This window comes from Amycolatopsis acididurans (assembly GCF_012328925.1).
GTDB classification, from domain to species: domain Bacteria; phylum Actinomycetota; class Actinomycetes; order Mycobacteriales; family Pseudonocardiaceae; genus Amycolatopsis_E; species Amycolatopsis_E acididurans.
On the sequence record NZ_JAAXLS010000086.1, the window covers coordinates 1 to 16,366 of the forward strand.

At 67.7% G+C, this 16,366-nt stretch carries 20 protein-coding genes; 10 read left to right on the top strand and 10 right to left on the bottom strand.

Going from position 1 to position 16,366, the window contains the following annotated elements:
- The coding region (locus HFP15_RS41010; protein ID WP_168523832.1) for an MFS transporter at positions 1–434 on the bottom strand (434 nt) is incomplete at its 3' end.
- Between the two features lie 128 nt (positions 435–562).
- On the opposite strand from HFP15_RS41010, the gene HFP15_RS41015 reads away from it, so the two are divergent.
- The 3 genes from HFP15_RS41015 (at position 563) to HFP15_RS43285 (ending at position 2,755) form a co-directional block, all read left to right on the top strand.
- Positions 563–1,222, top strand: coding sequence for a TetR/AcrR family transcriptional regulator (locus HFP15_RS41015; RefSeq protein WP_168523834.1), 660 nt, complete (start codon positions 563–565; stop codon positions 1,220–1,222).
- Positions 1,223–1,625: 403 nt separating this feature from the next.
- Entirely contained in the window at positions 1,626–2,267 is a 642-nt protein-coding gene (locus HFP15_RS43280) for an IS110 family transposase (protein ID WP_312872001.1), read from the top strand.
- 53 nt (positions 2,268–2,320) lie between these two features.
- Positions 2,321–2,755, top strand: coding sequence for a transposase (locus HFP15_RS43285; RefSeq protein WP_312872002.1), 435 nt, complete (start codon positions 2,321–2,323; stop codon positions 2,753–2,755).
- 683 nt (positions 2,756–3,438) lie between these two features.
- Here the strand turns inward: HFP15_RS43285 and HFP15_RS41025 are convergent.
- The 9 genes from HFP15_RS41025 to HFP15_RS41065 all read right to left on the bottom strand — a co-directional run bounded on the left by HFP15_RS41025 (position 3,439) and on the right by HFP15_RS41065 (position 9,656).
- Positions 3,439–4,257: an HpcH/HpaI aldolase/citrate lyase family protein gene (locus HFP15_RS41025; protein WP_168523836.1), complete on the bottom strand. Its 819-nt coding sequence runs from the start codon at positions 4,255–4,257 to the stop codon at positions 3,439–3,441.
- The gene (locus tag HFP15_RS41030) at positions 4,254–4,730 is read right to left on the bottom strand and encodes a MaoC family dehydratase (protein ID WP_312872003.1); all 477 of its coding nucleotides are present in this window, start codon (positions 4,728–4,730) and stop codon (positions 4,254–4,256) included. Before HFP15_RS41030 ends, HFP15_RS41025 begins: the two co-directional genes overlap by 4 nt.
- Positions 4,727–5,077, bottom strand: a complete 351-nt coding sequence (locus HFP15_RS41035; RefSeq protein ID WP_168523838.1) for a hypothetical protein — start codon at positions 5,075–5,077, stop codon at positions 4,727–4,729. The genes HFP15_RS41030 and HFP15_RS41035 overlap by 4 nt, the downstream gene beginning before the upstream one ends.
- Positions 5,078–5,243: 166 nt before the next feature.
- Positions 5,244–5,519, bottom strand: coding sequence for a hypothetical protein (locus HFP15_RS41040; RefSeq protein ID WP_168523840.1), 276 nt, complete (start codon positions 5,517–5,519; stop codon positions 5,244–5,246).
- Positions 5,520–5,647: 128 nt separating this feature from the next.
- Positions 5,648–5,989: an enoyl-CoA hydratase-related protein gene (locus HFP15_RS41045; RefSeq protein ID WP_168523842.1), complete on the bottom strand. Its 342-nt coding sequence runs from the start codon at positions 5,987–5,989 to the stop codon at positions 5,648–5,650.
- 35 nt (positions 5,990–6,024) lie between these two features.
- The gene (locus tag HFP15_RS41050; RefSeq protein ID WP_168523844.1) at positions 6,025–7,197 is read right to left on the bottom strand and encodes a CaiB/BaiF CoA transferase family protein; all 1,173 of its coding nucleotides are present in this window, start codon (positions 7,195–7,197) and stop codon (positions 6,025–6,027) included.
- A 346-nt stretch (positions 7,198–7,543) separates the two neighbouring features.
- Positions 7,544–8,335, bottom strand: coding sequence for an enoyl-CoA hydratase/isomerase family protein (locus HFP15_RS41055; RefSeq protein ID WP_168523846.1), 792 nt, complete (start codon positions 8,333–8,335; stop codon positions 7,544–7,546).
- Positions 8,332–9,138 (bottom strand): enoyl-CoA hydratase/isomerase family protein, encoded by an 807-nt coding sequence (locus tag HFP15_RS41060; RefSeq protein ID WP_281355777.1) that lies wholly within the window; start codon positions 9,136–9,138, stop codon positions 8,332–8,334. Before HFP15_RS41060 ends, HFP15_RS41055 begins: the two co-directional genes overlap by 4 nt.
- The gene (locus HFP15_RS41065; protein WP_210718543.1) at positions 9,129–9,656 is read right to left on the bottom strand and encodes an enoyl-CoA hydratase-related protein; all 528 of its coding nucleotides are present in this window, start codon (positions 9,654–9,656) and stop codon (positions 9,129–9,131) included. Before HFP15_RS41065 ends, HFP15_RS41060 begins: the two co-directional genes overlap by 10 nt.
- A gap of 76 nt (positions 9,657–9,732) precedes the next feature.
- Here HFP15_RS41065 and HFP15_RS41070 point away from each other — a divergent pair, with 76 nt between their 5' ends.
- The 7 genes from HFP15_RS41070 (at position 9,733) to HFP15_RS41100 (ending at position 15,962) form a co-directional block, all read left to right on the top strand.
- Complete coding sequence (locus tag HFP15_RS41070) at positions 9,733–10,812, top strand: hypothetical protein (RefSeq protein ID WP_168523850.1); 1,080 nt, start codon at positions 9,733–9,735, stop codon at positions 10,810–10,812.
- A gap of 43 nt (positions 10,813–10,855) precedes the next feature.
- A complete protein-coding gene (locus HFP15_RS41075; RefSeq protein WP_168523852.1) occupies positions 10,856–11,656 on the top strand; it encodes a DUF8317 domain-containing protein in 801 nt (266 codons plus the stop codon).
- A 64-nt stretch (positions 11,657–11,720) separates the two neighbouring features.
- Positions 11,721–12,599: a DNA-processing protein DprA gene (locus HFP15_RS41080; protein ID WP_168523854.1), complete on the top strand. Its 879-nt coding sequence runs from the start codon at positions 11,721–11,723 to the stop codon at positions 12,597–12,599.
- Complete coding sequence (locus HFP15_RS41085; protein WP_168523856.1) at positions 12,596–13,384, top strand: M48 family metallopeptidase; 789 nt, start codon at positions 12,596–12,598, stop codon at positions 13,382–13,384. The genes HFP15_RS41080 and HFP15_RS41085 overlap by 4 nt, the downstream gene beginning before the upstream one ends.
- A 163-nt stretch (positions 13,385–13,547) precedes the next feature.
- A complete protein-coding gene (locus tag HFP15_RS41090) occupies positions 13,548–13,826 on the top strand; it encodes a hypothetical protein (RefSeq protein ID WP_168523858.1) in 279 nt (92 codons plus the stop codon).
- 94 nt (positions 13,827–13,920) lie between these two features.
- Entirely contained in the window at positions 13,921–15,231 is a 1,311-nt protein-coding gene (locus tag HFP15_RS41095) for a HEPN/Toprim-associated domain-containing protein (protein WP_168523860.1), read from the top strand.
- A 164-nt stretch (positions 15,232–15,395) separates the two neighbouring features.
- Positions 15,396–15,962 (top strand): hypothetical protein, encoded by a 567-nt coding sequence (locus HFP15_RS41100; RefSeq protein ID WP_210718544.1) that lies wholly within the window; start codon positions 15,396–15,398, stop codon positions 15,960–15,962.
- Positions 15,963–16,366: the final 404 nt, after the last annotated feature.

Below are 16,366 nucleotides of genomic sequence, written 5' to 3' on the forward strand. Positions count from 1 at the left end.
GCCCACACCCCCACCGCACGCGCGGCCTGCCGAGCAGGGAACTCCGCGGTCAGGATGGACAACGTCGCCGGCATCACCAGCGCCGCACCCAGCCCCGCCACCGCCCGGCACACGATCACCCCACCCGGGGAGTCGACCACCACCGGCAGGGCCGAACCGGCGGCGAACACGACCAGCCCGGCCAGCAACAGCCCCCTTCGCCCCAGACGATCCCCCACCGCACCCGCCGGCAGCAGAACACCCGCCAGCACCAAGGTGTAAGCATCCACAATCCACGTCGCCTGCGTCTGACTCGCCCCAATCGCCGCAGCCAGCTCCGGCAACGCCGTGGTCAGCGACGCCACCCCGGCCATCACCAACGCCACAGCCAGACACGACACCACCAGCGTCCACCCACGGCGCGCGCCACCCGCTGCCCCGGCCGACTCCGCCACGCGTCCTCCGCTACTCTCCCGACACTTGGTGAACCGACAGTATCGAACCTAGACTGACAGTTTCACAAGTCCGGCTGTCGTTAGGCTGCCCGTGCCCTCACAGCCCCAGCCCGATACGCAGGAGATCGATGTCCACCGCCGCAACCCCCACACCCAGCACACCCGACGAAGACCCGCGGCTGGCACGATCCCGCACACGACTGCTCGACGCCGCCACCCGCCTACTGGCCGAAGGCGGCATCGAGGCGGTCACCATCGACGCGGTCACCCGCACCGCCGGCATCGCCCGCGCCACCCTCTACCGCCACTTCGGCACCGGCACCGAACTACTCGCCGCCGCCTTCGAACACCTACTACCCCCCGTCGCACCCGCACCCACCCAAGGCCCCCTACGACAGCGCCTGCTCACACTGCTGACCAACCAAGCCCACCTCATCGACCACGCCCCCCTACAACTGACCGTGCTGTCCTGGCTCGGCATGGCCATCGCACCAACACCCCCGACACCCACCGACAACGACCGGCCACGCCTGCACACCCTGCGCCGCCGCATCATCGAGCAATACCGCCAACCCTTCGACGCCGTCCTCACCAGCGACACCGCCCAGAACACACTCCACCCCGGCACCGACACCACCACCGCCCTCGCCCAACTCATCGGCCCCCTCATCTTCAACCGCCTCGTCACCGGCACACCCAACGACGAACGGTTCTGCACCCACCTCGTCGACCACTTCCTCACCAGCCACGAACACCAGACCGACCCCAGCCAGACAGAGACCCGCTGAACCCAAGCCGCAGCCGCCACCGTTCGCCCGGTGCCTCCTACCGGCCCGCGCCGGCTGCCTTGACCCGCTCAGTCCGCTCATTAGGCCACCATCCCTGTTGCAGCCCGAACGGATAGGGTTGTGACCACTCGGTCCCGGTGGGTGCATGGCCTAGTTCGCGAGCCGTTTGACGGCCACTGTGAGTACTGCCAGCCCCGCCGGGCCGAGGCCGCTTTACCGGCCTTAGGAACATGCCCCGACCTGGTCGAGGGCCGATTAATGAGCTTCCGGCGAGCGTCCTCATCACCGAGCGGGTCCTTCACCAGCACAGAAGGAGCACCGCGCGCGTGTTCGCGGGATGGGACTGGGCCACCGGGTCGCACGATGTGACCGTGGTCGACGATGCCGGGGCGAGGACTGACCGGTGGGCGCTGGCCCACACCGAGACCGGGATCGCCAGCACCTGGCCCGGCTGCGGCGACACGGCGACCCGGCCGGCCTGCCAGTGGCGATCGAGACCACCCGGGGCCTGGTCGTCGACCGGCTGCTGGCCGCCGGGCATCCGGTGATTCCGGTGCACCCCAACGCGTTCAACGCCGTGCGCCCGCGCTGGGGCGCCGCACGGGCCAAGAGCGATCCGGGTGACTCGTTCAAGCTGGCCGACTACCTGCGCACCGACGGCCACCAACTGCGGACACTGGCACCGACTCTGCCCGAGACACTGGAGCTGCAAGCGCTGACCCGACAACGCACCGACCACATCGAGGCCCGCATCGCCGCGGTCAACCAGCTCGCCGCGCTGCTGGACGAGCACTGGCCCGGCGGCAAAACGGTGTTCGCCAGCCTGGACAGCGACATCGCACTGGCCTTCCTCGACGCCTATCCCACCCCCCACGCCGCCGCGAAACTCACCGCCGCCCGGCTGGAAGCCTTCTGCAAGCGGCACAGCTACTTCGGTAACCGACCCGGCAGCGTGCTCATCGAACGCTGCGCACCGCCCCCACGACGGCCTCCCGGCTCGGTCAGCCGATCATCACCCAACTCGTCGGGATTCAGACACAACTGATCCGCGCCCTCCGCGCGACCATCCGCGCACTGGACACCGCCATCACCAACGCCGTGCGCAACCACCCCTACGCACCCCTGATCGCCGGGCTGCCCCGCATCGGCACCCTCAACCTCAGCCAGATCGTCGGCGAGATCGGCCCCATGCTCGAACGCGCCACCACCTGCGCACAACTGACCACCGAAACCGGCGCCGCCCCCGTCACCAAGGAATCCGGCAAACACCGCACCGTCCACTTCCGACACGCCGTCAACCGCCGCGCCCGGCAAGCCCTGATGACCTTCGCCGACAACAGCCGCCACGACAACGACTGGGCCGCCACCATCTACAACCAGGCCCGAACCCGCGGCAAACGCCACCCCCACGCCGTGCGCATCCTCGCCCGCGCCTGGCTGCGCATCATCTGGGCCTGCTGGCGCGACAAAACCTGCTACAACCCCGCCATCCACCACACCACCAAGATCAACAAGACGCAGGGGTTGACTTAGGAAACTCACAGGGCGCACCAATAGAGCACGCAACTCGACGAGATCCCCGACCGAGGCGTTCATCACGCCGCGCTCGGTGTTGAACCGCTCGATCCCGCGCACGTTCACCAAAGTTTCGATTTTGTCGTTGTGACCTGCGGTTTCGTACGCAGAGGAACCCTCTCGCTCGCAACACGGGCGAGAGGGTTCTTGCTGGTCCGGGGTTGTGACCGGTGTTGCGTAGGTCGGGTATCTCCGACCACGCTCGATGGTTGGTGATGCGGTCGTTAGCGAGGTAGAGGCGGCTTAGGTACCCCACTGAACGACGGCGCACCCGACGAGGCGAGGCATTTGATGTCGTGGGCACCGGAGCAGTAGGTGCCACCGAGGTTGACCTCGGCCGCCCGCGTAGCCGACGCTGGGCCGGTTCATCGCCCCTGGCCGGAAGCCCTCGACGGACCCACGGTTCTCCCACGCCGGGTCGAGGAACCCGGCGGTGCAGGCCGGGCGTTGAGGTCGACGGCGAAACCGCGCTGTTGTGGTTGCCCGCGGCGAACAATTCACCGCGGATCGGCCAAACCGCCGCCGGCCGACGGCTCCGCCTGGTCACACTCGGCACCGAAGTCGCCGCGCAACCGCGCCGCCCACAGCTGGTTCAACGGGAACAGCCTCGACGCGTCGACGACCCCGGTGGCACTCCGCGGTCAGGCATCGGCGGCCAAATCCGCGGCGAGGATCGCGTGGGCGTGGCGGAGGATTGGCTCGTCGACCATGTTGCCGCGGACGGTGGTCACCCCGGTGGACGCGGCCACCGCGGCTATGACCTCGCGCGCCCACTCGACGTCCGCTGTGGATGGTCGGTAGGCGGCGCGGATCACCGGAGCCTGGTCGGGGTGGATGCACGCCTTCGCGCCGAACCCCATTGCCACCGCCTCGGTCGTCTCGGCGGCCAGCCCGTCGGTGTCGGCGATGTCGAGGTAGACGCCGTCGACCGCGATGCGGCCCGCGGCGCACGCCGCGAGTAGCACCGTCACTCGCGCGTGCACCACGTGGGGCAGGTAGCTTCCGTCGCTGCGCCGGCTCGCCCTGCCGCCGAGGTCGGCGGTCAGGTCTTCGGCGCCCCACATCAACCCGACGCAGTTGTCCACTTCGGACAGTTCGCGGGCGGCGAGCACCCCGCGCGCGGTCTCGCAGAGGGCGAGTACGTGCCACGGCGCGAGCCGGGCCACGGTCGCCGGGTCGGCCGCTTTGGGCAGCAGCACGGTCGTCACCGGGGTGTCGCGCAGTGCCGCCACGTCTGCGGGGCCCCACTCCCCGTCGAGCGGGTTGATCCGCACTACGCAGCGGTCCGGGGCAACGGCGCCGTCGGCCAGTGCGGTGGCCACGGCGGCACGCGCGGCCGGCTTGTCGGTGGGGGCGACCGCATCCTCCAGGTCGAGGATCACCGAGTCCGCCGCCGCGGCCGCGCGGGCGAACCGGTCCGGCCGGCTGCCGGGGCAGAACAGCAGCGCCGGCCCGATCACGCGTCCTCCTGAGGTGCCCGCATCATCAGTGCGCTGCGCCGGGCCACCGCGACAACTTCGCCGTGCTGGTTGCGGGCCCGGTGCTCGAACACCACGACACCGGCGTCCGGCCGGGACCTCGACTCCCGTACCGAGATCACCTCGGTTTCCGCGTAGAGCGTGTCGCCATGGAACACCGGTTTCGGAAAACCGATCTCGCCGAAGCCGAGGTTGGCCACCGTCGTCGCCTGGGTGAGGTCACTCACCGACAGCCCGACCAGGGTCGATAGCGTGAACAGGCTGTTCACCAGCCGCTGCCCGAACTCGGTGCCTTCGCTGAACTTCGCGTCCAGGTGCAGGCTCTGTGGGTTCATGGTGAGCGTGGAGAACAGGGTGTTGTCCGCCTCGCCGACCGTCCGACCGGGACGGTGCTGGTACAAGTCCCCGACCCTCAGCTCCTCGAGGTAGCGCCCGCGGGCGATGATGGGGTTCACAACCAGTTCCCCCTCGGTACGGCGATCTCGGCGGTGGCGTTCTCTGCCGGCCAGATGATCTTCTTCTTTTTGCCGTTCTGCCACGGGGTGCCGAGGTGGGGCATGCCGGTCTGCTGAGCCGTGTTCACCCTGTGCGTGCCGCCGAAAGTCTCGACCTTGCTGCGGGCCAGGAACTGGCGGATCTTCTCCGGATCGTCCTTGCCCGCCTCGATCGCGGCCGCCGTCTCCTTCGCCTCGTCCCGTATGATGTCCGCGACCGCGACGGCGCGGCCATCAGCGCCGAGTGCCGGCGCGATCGACCAACCGATTCCACGGTCGCCTACGGTAACCAGCGCGACGCGTTCCATCTCGCCTCCCGATTCGTTGTGCGGGTAGAACCTCGGACACCTCGCGGTCCGACCTCATGGTGGCTCACCGGCTCGACGGGCTTCGCGTCGCCGGGTGCGCCAATGGCGGTCCCTCGGAACGATGGTGCCGGCGCACCACGACGGTGTGAGCACCGGCCGAGGCACGTCATGCGGCGCCTCCGCGTCGCGCGTTCTCCAGCAGGTCGACGACATCGGCGAATCTGTCGTGCTGCGCTAGGGGGTTAGGAGCGGCCGGCACCAGCACGAACCCGTCGACTCCCGCGTTACGCAACTCCGCCAGATCGGACGCCACCGACTCCGCGTCGCCGACCAGCGCCCAACGCTCAAACCGCTCCAGCGGCAAACGGTACTGCCCGCAAAAGACCCGGTCGGCCTCTTGCCGGGCACCGGCGTCTTTCGACACGTTCGCGAACACCATCATGAGGGTCTTTGGTGTCGCCCTCCCGTGGCCACTAGCCACCTGCTGGACTTGCGGCCCGCGCGGCGGCCTCCGACCAGCCAGCCTGGCGTCGGTGGCAACCACCCGCAGGGCGGCCGCCAGTGCCCGGTTCATACCCGCGCCGACCGCCGCACCCCTGACGCGGCCGGGGTAGGCGCCCGTATCCGTCCGACTCGTACGAACGACTCGTAAATGACACCGAGTTCACCGTATGCCCGCTCGGCGGTGGGGTCGGCTCCCGAACCGGCGAGTGTGGCCAGATGAGCCCCGGAGCAGAACGAGCTGCCCTCGCCCCGGATCACGATCGCACCGACCGACGGATCCGTGTCGACCTCGTCGAGCGCGCCGATCAGGTCGCGCGACATCTCGGACGTCAACGCGTTACGCCGCTGCGACGCGGCGAGCGTCACCACGGCCACGCCCGCGTCTGTGTCGAGTCGTACTTCACCCACTTCGTCTCCCTGGGTCGCTCGCGGTGGCGTCACGTTCACTCGGCGACCGCGGCGACGCGTACCAGCCGGTCGACGTCGCTGGGGGTCAGACCGGCCTCGATGAGGATCTCGCGGGTGTGCTGCCCCGGTCGCCGGGGCACCGGGCCCGCTTCCGTGTGCCAAGCGCTCATCGGGGGCAGGGGGCCGACCACCGCTGTGTCGTTGGCCAGCTTGTCGTGCCGCGCCTGTGCGAAGGCCTCCGGAATCGAACGCACCGGTGCCACCGCGGTGTCCACATCCGCCAGTCGTTCCAGCCACTCGGCGAGCGTCGCCTCGGCGAACACCCGCTCGAACGTCGTCCGGACCTCATCCCACCGCTGTGGTGCGTGCTGCCAGTCGGTCATTTCCGGGTGCCCGATCGCGGCGCACAGGGCAGCGAAGAACTTGGGTTCAAGAGCGGCTACCGACAGCCAGCGACCGTCCGCCGTGCGGTAACAGTCGTAGAACGGCGCCGCGCCGGACAGCAGACCCTGGCCCCATGAAGGGTCTGATGCACCGGCCGCCGTCCACGCCGCGCTGGCCTGCAACAGACCGAGAAGTCCCTGGTACATCGACACGTCGATGTGCGTGCCACGCCCGGACAGGCCGCGCCCGTGGACCGCGGCCAGGATGCCGAACGCGGCGAGCAGCCCACCCGCGGCGAGGTCCGCGACCACGTTGAGCGGAATGCCCGGTCGCTGGTCGGGCCGGGTGGATGCGGACAGCAGGCCCGACTCGGCGAGGTAGTTCAGGTCGTGACCGGCACGCTGAGCTAGCTCGCCATGCCGCCCGTACCCGCTGATCGAGCAGTACACGATGCCCGGATTGCGCTCGGAAACCACGCCGTAGCCGATGCCCAGCCGGTCACACGTGCCGGGGCGGAACCCCTCGAGGAACACGTCGGCTGTTTCGGCGAGACGGAGCAGCACTTCCCGGCCGGCGGACTCCTTGAGGTTGACCACGATCGACCGCCGGGACCGCGACAGGCCGGTGCCGGCATCGCGGGCCGCCGCACCCCCATAGCCGAAGAGGTCATCGATCACCGACCCGGCGCGGGCCTGCGCAGGAGGCTCGACCGTGACCACGTCGGCCCCGAGGTCGCCGAAGAGCATGGTGGCGAATGCGCCTGGCGCTAGTGCCGTGAGGTCGAGCACCCGCAGCCCGTCGAGCGGACCTGATCGGGTGCTCATCGCGCCGGCCCGGCTGTCGACACCTTGACAGATCGCGTGAACATGGCCATCTCGTTACCCACTTCCGCTGGCATCCGGTTCTCCGCTCACGCCGCACGGCAGGCGTTCCGGCCTCGCTGACGGCGCGGTCGTGCGGGACGGCCACGGGTGTTCGGGGCCGGCATGCACCCGCCACCCGGACTGATCGCCCACGCATCGGCGCCGCCGTACTCGTCCCGAACGAACAGAGCCGAAGGGCCACATGGTGCGGTGGGTTGCTCCGGGGGCACCCGAGAGCACCGCGTCGTTGATCGGCGGAGGCTTCCCCGTCCGGCCTGGCGGCCGGACTGGGTGCGCGGCAGGGTCGTCATCGGGCCCTCCGGGTGAAGTCGGCAGGCCGCTTCTCGGCGAACGCGGCACGGCCCTCGACGGCCTCGGGGCCGTGCAGCGCCAACGTGGCCGCGAACCACTCCACGTCGAGGAAGCGGTCGAGCTCGGGGTCGGCGGCACGGATCATCCGTTTGGTCAGCATCAGCGCGTCAGGGGCGCCAGTGATGAGCCGCCCGGCCAGTTCCACGGCGGTGTCGAGTGCGTTGCCAGGCGGGACCACGCGGTTGACCAATCCGGCCGCGGCCGCCGCGGGTGCGGGAAGACGATCGCCGAGCATCAGCAGTTCAGCGGCGCGGTTTCGGCCCAGACTGCGAGTGAGAAACCAGGCCAGCCCGCCGTCGGGCGCCAGCCCGCGTTGGGTGAACGGGGCCGCGAAGAAGGCGTCCTCGGCCGCCACGACGAGGTCGCAGCAGAGCACCAGGCTCCAGGCGACGCCAACCGCGAAGCCCTCCACCGCGGCGATCGTGGGCACCGGCAGGCGCATCAGCCGGGTGACGACGCGGTGCCCGACGGACAACCTGGCGGAGGGCGCGCCGATCCCTTCGCCCCGCGATGGCGAGCTCTTCACGTCCCCGCCTGCCGAGAAACAGCCCGCGGCACCGGTGAGCACCAACGCCCGGGTCACCCCATCCTCACTCGCCTCCCCCAGGGCCGCGTCCAGCTCGGCCCAGGTCTGCCACCCGATCGCGTTGCGGTGGTCCGGGCGCTGCAGAGTGACCACCGCGACGTCGCTCGTGGGCCGGTCCAGGCGCAGCTCCCGGTCGCTCACCCGGTTCCTCCGAACCGTGCCGGCCGCTTCTCGGCGAACGCGGCCAAGCCTTCCCTGGCGTCCGGCGTTCCGAACAGCCTCGCCACACCGTCGGCCTCGGTGCGGAAACCGGCCCGCCGGCCACCGTCGAGCCGGGCCAGGACCGCTCCCTTGATCGCCGCCAACGCCGCACGCGCCCCGCCGGCCAACTCGGCCGCGAAGTCTGTCGCCGCCTCCCGCAGCCGGTCCGCCGGCACCACCCGATCCACCACCCCGAGACGCAACCCCTCTTCTGGCGTGAGCGCCCGGCCGGTGTAGAGCAACTCCAGCGCCCGGCCCTTGCCGACGGTCTCCACCAGTCGTTGCGTGCCGCCCGCCCCGGGGAGCAGCCCCAACCGCACCTCGGGCAGGCCGAGACGGACCCCTTCGGCCACGAACCGCAGGTCGCAGGCGAGGGCGAGTTCCAGCCCGCCACCCATGGCATGGCCGTTGACCGCCGCGATCGTCGGCAGCGCCAGCCGCTCCAGGTCGTCGAAGCCGCGCTGGATCGCGCTGACGAACCTCGGGAACAGAGAGTCACCGAGCCCGCGCATCATCTTGATGTCGGCGCCCGCGACGAACCTGGACCCGGTGCCGGTGATCACGACGGCGCCGACGTCTCCCCGTTGCCCGAGCGACGTGACCGCCCGGCTGAGCTGCTCCACGAGTTGCAGGTCGAGCGCGTTGGCGGGCGGCCGGTCGACAGTCAGGACCGCGACCGCGCGATCGACCTCGACCCGGACATAGCCGGTCTCCATGGGCGTTCCCACTGCGGTCACCGCCATGCCGAGAAGTCCGGGGCCCGCTTCTCCAGGAACGCCGAAGCGCCCTCATTCTGCTCGCCCGAGGCCCAGAAGCCAGGATTGACCTGACTGATGATCTTGAACCGGTCCTGCGCCTCGCGAACCGGGGCCAGGGAGTCGTCGAACGACTTCTTCACCAGCTTCAGCACCGTGGGGCTCAACATGAGCAGCTCCTCGCACCAGCGCCGCACCTCCGCGTCCAGCTCCTCCGGCGACACCACCGCGTTCACCAGACCCCACGAAAGAGCCTGTTGGGCGTCGTAGCGACGGCACAGCATCCAGATTTCCTTGGCTCGCTTCATGCCGACGACTGTCCACAGGTGGCTGACCAGCCAGCCCTCCGCCGGACTGGCCACCCGCGGTCCGTTCTGCCCGAACACCGACCGATCCGAGGCGATCGTGAAGTCACACAGGTACGCCATGTGGTGCCCGCCGCCGATCGCGTACCCGTCCACCCGCGCGATCACCGGTTTCAGGCAGTCCCGGAACGCCTTCTCCAATCTGGTCGTCGTTATCGCCCAGACTGGAGACGAGTGGAGCACGACCGGAAGACTGGTTCAGCACTACGTCCTTCCGTTGCTCCGCAAGCACAACATCCGCCTGGTCGAAGTCGCCCGCAAGGGCCCGACCAAAAAGGACGGCATCGCCGTACTCCAGGACACCCGGCAACCGTACCGGCTGCACCTCGACGGCGTATACAAGCTCTCCCGCGAGAACCGCGTCACCGGCACCATGCCGCAGCTCGGCGGAGTCCGGAAGTGCAGCCAAAAGGCGAAGGGCGCACCGCAGGATGCGTGGCGTACCAACGAGTTCGGCGACAGGCCCTACATCCACGCGATCGGGTTCAACGTCCACGAGGAAACCAGGATCACGCGCGACTCCGCGTATTCCATGGGCGGGCAACGCATCCCGACGTACCCGATCTACGAGTGGGGATGGAGCCGACAGGACTGCCTTGACTACCGTTACCGCAAACTCGGCGTAGCGTGGCCGAAAAGTTGCTGCCGACACTGTCCCTACGCTGGCAACAAATCCGGCTGGCCCGAGCAACTCGCACGGTTCGCCGCGCTCCCAACCGAAGCGGCACAGCACATCATCGACGAGTACGTCTGTCTGGCGCTCAACCCTCGATCCGGCCTGTTCGGGCCCGGCAAGTCACTGATCACCCGACTGCGCCGTGACCAGGTGACCGAGCCCATCACCCTCGCCGTCAACCGCATGAAGACGATGCCGTGGGCCATCTACCGCGTACGCCGGCTCTACTACGCGCCGGCCAACGCTGCCCGATCCGTGGACAGCGTCCTGCTCGGCGGACACCGCACCGTCCACACCGCGCTGACCGAAGTCAGCCGGCTCGTCGACATCCCGCTGACGAAGAACGAGGAGATCGCCGGAGCACCGGCCCGCGATGGCGATCGAGATACCCACCCCCGGCTGTGGCTCCGCAAGCGCGGCGACGGGACCTATCCGACCCAGGAGGAGTTCTACACGGTCGCTCCCGCCCAGGCACAGGACAAGGAGCTCGACAGCTTCGCCGACGCCTGGACCGACCACACCGACGAGGCACTGGCCCGGCTGGAACGCCGCGTCGACACGGCCGTCGCCGTTGTGCAGCAAGCCCTCATCGAGGGCCAGTGCCGCGGCAACGCGGCCTGAACCACTCACCGGAAATTTCCGCACTTCTCGAAGGGATACCGCCATGTCTCGGTTCGATCTGCACCCTGCTCACATCGACGGACTCGTCAACGCCGGACTGCAATTCGGCCTGATCGGCGTCTTCGACGACCTCACCCCGTTCGGCCAGATGCTGCTCCGGCAGCACCAACCTCACCGCGACGTCGAGCAGGAGCGGGGCGAGCCGCCGGACTACGCCGCGACGGTGACCGACCGCGCGCTGCATCCGATCGCGGTGCTGTGCCTGCTGGAGTGCTACGAGTACCAGACCAGCGGCACGATCGGCTGGCACACCAGCGAAGCGCACGCCTGGATACAGCGCCTGCGCGAGACGGTACTGACCCGGCTGCCCGCCGAGGCCAAAGCCACTGTGCGGCATGGCGCCGGCTACCTCCCGGCCTACCGGCTCCTGGCTGCCTACACCGAGACACCCTGGGGCATCACGGAACTCGACCAGATCCCCGAACTCGGGGACGGCGTCATCGAGGTCCCGGTCGTCCGGAAGGGACTGCGCGCGGAGATCCTGACCGGCCCGATCCATTGCCCGAACAACGGTCTGTCATCCCGCGTCCGCTACGTGACCATCCTCGGCGTCGGGGAAGACCGGACGCTGCCCGCCTTCGCCCGGATCTTCGAACCCTCGGACGACGCGCCGGGCGTCTACCTGCTGTTCCAGTACGGCCGCTACGTCGCGCGCCCGGCCGATGCCCCGCCCGGCAAGTGGTTCATGGCCTCCGGTGCTCACATCCACACCGGCGATTCCCGCTGGCGCGAGCTGATCGGCCACTGCCTGCCCATCCCACTACACGACCGCACAGAGCCCTAACCGGACCAGCACCGGCAAGGCGCGGAACCCCACCGACCCACCAAACCCATCCAGGAGTGTGACGATGCCTTCACGCGATGAACTGCACGCCAGGCTGTTCCTGCTGCGCGCAGCCGAACCACCAGCACCCGCCATCCACCAGTACGTCGCCGTCCACGGGCCGGTCGACGCCCTCGCGCGCATCCGGCACGGCACCGCCCCCGCTGCCGTCCTCAGCGAAGTCACCCGGCCCGAAGCCCAGATCGACGACGACCTGCGGGCCCTCGACAACGGCTCGGCGCGCTTGCTCACGCCCGAAGACGGCGACTGGCCGCTCGGGCGGCTGACCGGCCTGGCCAGCCTCGGCGTCCCGCTCGCGCTGTGGGTGCGCGGTAGCGGCTCATTGGCCGAGCTCACCAGCCTCGCCGTCACGGTCACCGGCGCACGTGCCTCCTCGGCGTACGGAAACACGATCGCTGCGGACCTCGGCTACGAGCTCGGCCGCGCCGGGGTGACCGTCGTCAGCGGCGGCGGCCTCGGCGTGGACGAGGAGGCGCACCGCAGCGCACTGGCTGCTGACGGCCGGACGATCGTCGTACTCGCCAACGGCGTCGACCTCACCCATCCGCACCAGCACGCACGGCTCTACCAGACCGTCATCGAGCAGGGCGGATTGCTGGTCAGTGAGTACCCGATCGGCACACCCTCCGCCCGCATCCGGTTCCACGCGCGGTGCCGGCTGTTGGCTGCTCTCGCCGCGGCGACCGTCATCGTCGAGGCAGGACAGCGCAGCGGTGCCCTCGGCGTCGCCCGTGCCGCTGGAGAACTCGGCCGCCGGGTCTACGGCGTGCCGGGCTCGATCCACTCCGTGACGTCGAAGGGCGTGAACGAGTTGCTGCGCACCGGCGCGGCCACGGCGGCCAGCTCGGTCGAGCACATCAACTACCAGGAGGGAGTGCGATGACCGGCCCGGACGCCTTCCGGGCCGCCCTGGCCGCCCTCGACCTGCCGCCCGAGTGGCAGGTCGAGGTGGCCATCCGTCCACGACGGCGCAAGACCGGCCTCCAGGTCAATCCGGGAGGAGGTGTCGCCGCGCTGATCCCACCGACGGCCGCCCCGGAGCAGGTTGCGCGGTTTGTCGGCAGCCATCGTCGATGGATCACCGAGAAGGTCGAGAGCGCCACGCGGTTGGCCCCGAATCACGCGGTCAAGCAGTTCGTCGACGGCGAGGAGTTCGACCTGCTCGGCCGGCGCTACCGGCTCCAGCTCGTCGACGCCGCGCCCGCGGGCACCGCACAGCTACCTCTGGTCACGTCCGACGGCATCCTGTCCGTGCGGAGACAGCGGACAGAGCTGGTCCGCCGGGCAGTGATCGGGCTGTACCAGCAGGTCGGGCTCGCCTGGTTGCGCCGCGAGGGACGCCAGTACGAACTGGACGGCCACATCACCGGCCTGAGCTACGCGGTTCGCGACCTCGGCCGGCGCCGATGGGGCATCTACGAGGGACCGTCGAAGCACACGACGACGCTGCACTGGGCCGTGTTCGGCCTGCCGCTCCGGTTGATCGAGTATGTGCTCGTCCACGAACAGGCCCACGCCACCCAGCCCAACGGAGCAGCTCATGGCCGCGCCTGGAAACGGCAGATGTACCTGTGGATGCCCGACTGGCAGCACCGCAAGGCCGAGCTTGCGGAGGTCGGCAGGCACGCCTGGCTCGGAGACCACAAGCCAGGCGTGCGGTCGACCTAGTCGCGAGCAGCCAACCGGCGGGCGACCTCGGGCGCGACCGGAGGTCGCCCGCCAGCACCAGATGTCCTAGCCACAGGGATGATAGACATGTGTGATAGACACAACGAGACGACGAACGTTCACCGTGAGCAAGACGGTGACGCCCTGCGAGAGAGGCTCCCCGATGAGCGACCCCGAGGAAGTCCTTCAGCTTCGTGCCTGCCGAACCGAGGTCGAGGGGATCAAGAAGGAACTGGACGACGCCCGCACCCAACAGGCCGAACTCGAAGCCAAGATCAACGGCCTCCTGGCCAAGCAACGAGAAGCGCGGAAGAAGCGGCGTGAGGCCGTACTGGCCGCGGACGCCGCAGGAGTGCCCCGCTTGAGGATCTCCAAGGAAGTCGGGATGCAGCGCAGCAACGTGTACAAGCTCCTTGAAGGCGACACCGCCGACGAATCGTAACAACCTTCAGCAGCCTGACGGGCGAGATTGAATATACTTAGCCTCCTCATTGACACGTCGCCAGGCGTCATAGTTAACCGGTTGGAGGCGGAGCTTGGGTACGGAAATTACGCTCGATGTGGCTGGCGTGTCGATCACGTACAGCAAGAATCACCGCGGATTTGATCACGGATCGATTTTTCAGGAACAAGATCGAAAGGCGATCAAGAGCGATCAGATCGACTACGATTGGTACGAGGAGAACGACGAGGACCCCACAGCCTCGGAGATGGCGTTCACGCGACCGCTCAAATACGTCGTTCCGCGCCTCGAACTCCTTGGTTTCAATCTAGAGCACGTCCGGCGTGAGTACGACGCCGTCGCGCAAAACTGGCTGGAGGAGAGGAAGTATCTTCAGATCGGCGGCGAAGATCTCGTTCCTGACCTGATGAACTTTGTGGAATTCGTCGCATTTGCCGCCGCGTACCCGCTCGACAGTCTCGACGACACCTTTGTTCCGTATGCGGACGATGCAGGCAAAGCGAGGATACGAGCTCGCTTCAAAGAGGTGCAGGTCGAGCGGATCCCCGCAGATCGACCCTCTGGCATTCAAGTCCATTCGGAGCGAAATTTCTTCGGCTCTTTGGTGAATATTCTTCACCCGTATTCCGTGTTGCGACTCTTGGCGGAGATCGAAGCGAACAAGGATGCGCCTGTCGTCTGGCAATATGGACCATTGGTGCAAGCCGGGTGGGCGACCGAGCGGGAATTTGTGCCCGATGCCCGGCGAACCGAGACGTTCCTGATTGCGACTGAAGGCAGTTCGGACGTCCATATTTTGTCGCATGCGCTCACGCTGCTGCGGCCAGGGATAGCGGATTTCTTCCGCTTCATCGACGTGAGCGAGCGTCACCCCTTCTCCGGTACGGGAAGCCTGGTGAAGTTCGCAGAAGGACTCACAAAAATAGACGTTCACAACCAGGTTCTTTTCGTGTTCGACAATGACGCGGAGGGTCTCGATGCGCATCAGCGTCTGTCGAAGCTCACCCTTCCTGTGAACATGCGCGGAATCATGTTACCTGAGCTTGAGGAGTTCCGCTCGTTTCCAGCTCAAGGCCCCGAGGGGCTCCACCACTCGGACATCAATCGGCGCGCTGCGGCAATCGAGTGTTATCTCGATCTTGACGTCGGCGGTTATCCGCCGGCGAAAGTGCGCTGGACCAATCACAAGGAGAGCCTAGATACCTATCACGGGGCGCTGGAATTTAAAGAGGTCTACAGCAAAGAATTTCTTAAGCAGACGGCCGAGACTTTGACTGAAGGGGCGTATGACGTGCGCAAGATTGAGGTCGTCCTAGACTCCCTTGTCGCGGAATGTGTAGCGATCGCGGCCGATCAATGGGACACCCGGCGGGGATCAAATTGAGACATACCTTCTGATAGCTGAAAGTGCGCCTGGGCCGAAGGTGCCGATCAGGTCGACCCGGTCGGCTCGGAGGCCGGCGATCGGGCCAAGAGTGCCGGTGGGTTGATGAGGACGCCACGGCCAGCCGTGGACGCCAAGTCCGAGGTTTGCGGCAGACTGGCCCCATGACCGAACTCGCGTACATGGTCCGGGAAGATTGGGGACAGCACGGCACCGCGATGCGGCAGCAGAGTGCCGTGATCCAAGACTGGCTCGGAAGTCCGCCATACGTTTTCGCTACGGCCGATCGGAAGACGTACGAGTCGGACCACAGCGCTGACCGTGAGTTCATGACCTTCGTCGCCCACGACGCCGACGAACGGCACGTCATCGATCTGTCAGACCTCAATGAGCTCCGACGCACCGACAAGACGATCAGCCGTCCGCTCATCGTCCTGCATCCCTACAAGGAACGGGATTGCGACTTGCTGCGCGAGATCGTCACGACGGAGTCCGTCGCAAGACTGTTCGTCATCGTTTGGTCACCGCACGATATGGTCCGCACCTGGCTCGACGGGATCGGCGCCACGAACCTGCACACCGGGTCCGCACTCGAAGCACCAGACGCCGTGCAACTTGAGGCCGCGAAGTGCTGGGTAGGTGAGCAGTACAACGGGCTGTCGGGTGGCAACGGCAAGGATGCCGTCGTGCAGCTACTGCGCGTGGTTTACCGCAGCCGGCTATCCGCTTGACGCTGACACCTGGCTGCGTGCCTTCTTCGCAGCAGGCGGTGAGTTCGACGAAGCCACAAAGGTCGCGAAGCTCATCAAGGAGATGCAGGGGGGCACCCAGCACCGCATCAAGGCGCGCTACCGGCCCGACATTCTGAGCGTGCTACGCGAGCGCGCCACTGAAACTGCATGATCGCCCCGAGTTGAAGCGGAGCCCGACAGGGGCAACCGCTGGGCTGTCACCCCTGAACGTCCGACGGAAGAAAGTCAGCCTAGCTATATCCACTTTAGACGCGAGTGTAGGTTCTCAAGATTGTTTTCGTTTGATCTTGACGCGAGCTGGGCGGACGTCGGGTTTCTCACGGGTGTTGCGCTGGCTGGTTCTCATCGGTTTTTCGTGTCCTTCAGGTAGGTGGCCGTTTCTC

Coding starts and splice junctions, on each gene's coding strand:
- HFP15_RS41015 (WP_168523834.1), top strand. CDS start 563: ATGTCCACCGCCGCAACCCCCACACCCAGCACACCCGACGAAGACCCG.
- HFP15_RS41035 (WP_168523838.1), bottom strand. CDS start 5,077: ATGGAACGCGTCGCGCTGGTTACCGTAGGCGACCGTGGAATCGGTTGG.
- HFP15_RS41040 (WP_168523840.1), bottom strand. CDS start 5,519: ATGATGGTGTTCGCGAACGTGTCGAAAGACGCCGGTGCCCGGCAAGAG.
- HFP15_RS41050 (WP_168523844.1), bottom strand. CDS start 7,197: ATGAGCACCCGATCAGGTCCGCTCGACGGGCTGCGGGTGCTCGACCTC.
- HFP15_RS41060 (WP_281355777.1), bottom strand. CDS start 9,138: ATGGCGGTGACCGCAGTGGGAACGCCCATGGAGACCGGCTATGTCCGG.
- HFP15_RS41075 (WP_168523852.1), top strand. CDS start 10,856: ATGTCTCGGTTCGATCTGCACCCTGCTCACATCGACGGACTCGTCAAC.
- HFP15_RS41080 (WP_168523854.1), top strand. CDS start 11,721: ATGCCTTCACGCGATGAACTGCACGCCAGGCTGTTCCTGCTGCGCGCA.
- HFP15_RS41085 (WP_168523856.1), top strand. CDS start 12,596: ATGACCGGCCCGGACGCCTTCCGGGCCGCCCTGGCCGCCCTCGACCTG.
- HFP15_RS41090 (WP_168523858.1), top strand. CDS start 13,548: ATGAGCGACCCCGAGGAAGTCCTTCAGCTTCGTGCCTGCCGAACCGAG.
- HFP15_RS41100 (WP_210718544.1), top strand. CDS start 15,396: ATGACCGAACTCGCGTACATGGTCCGGGAAGATTGGGGACAGCACGGC.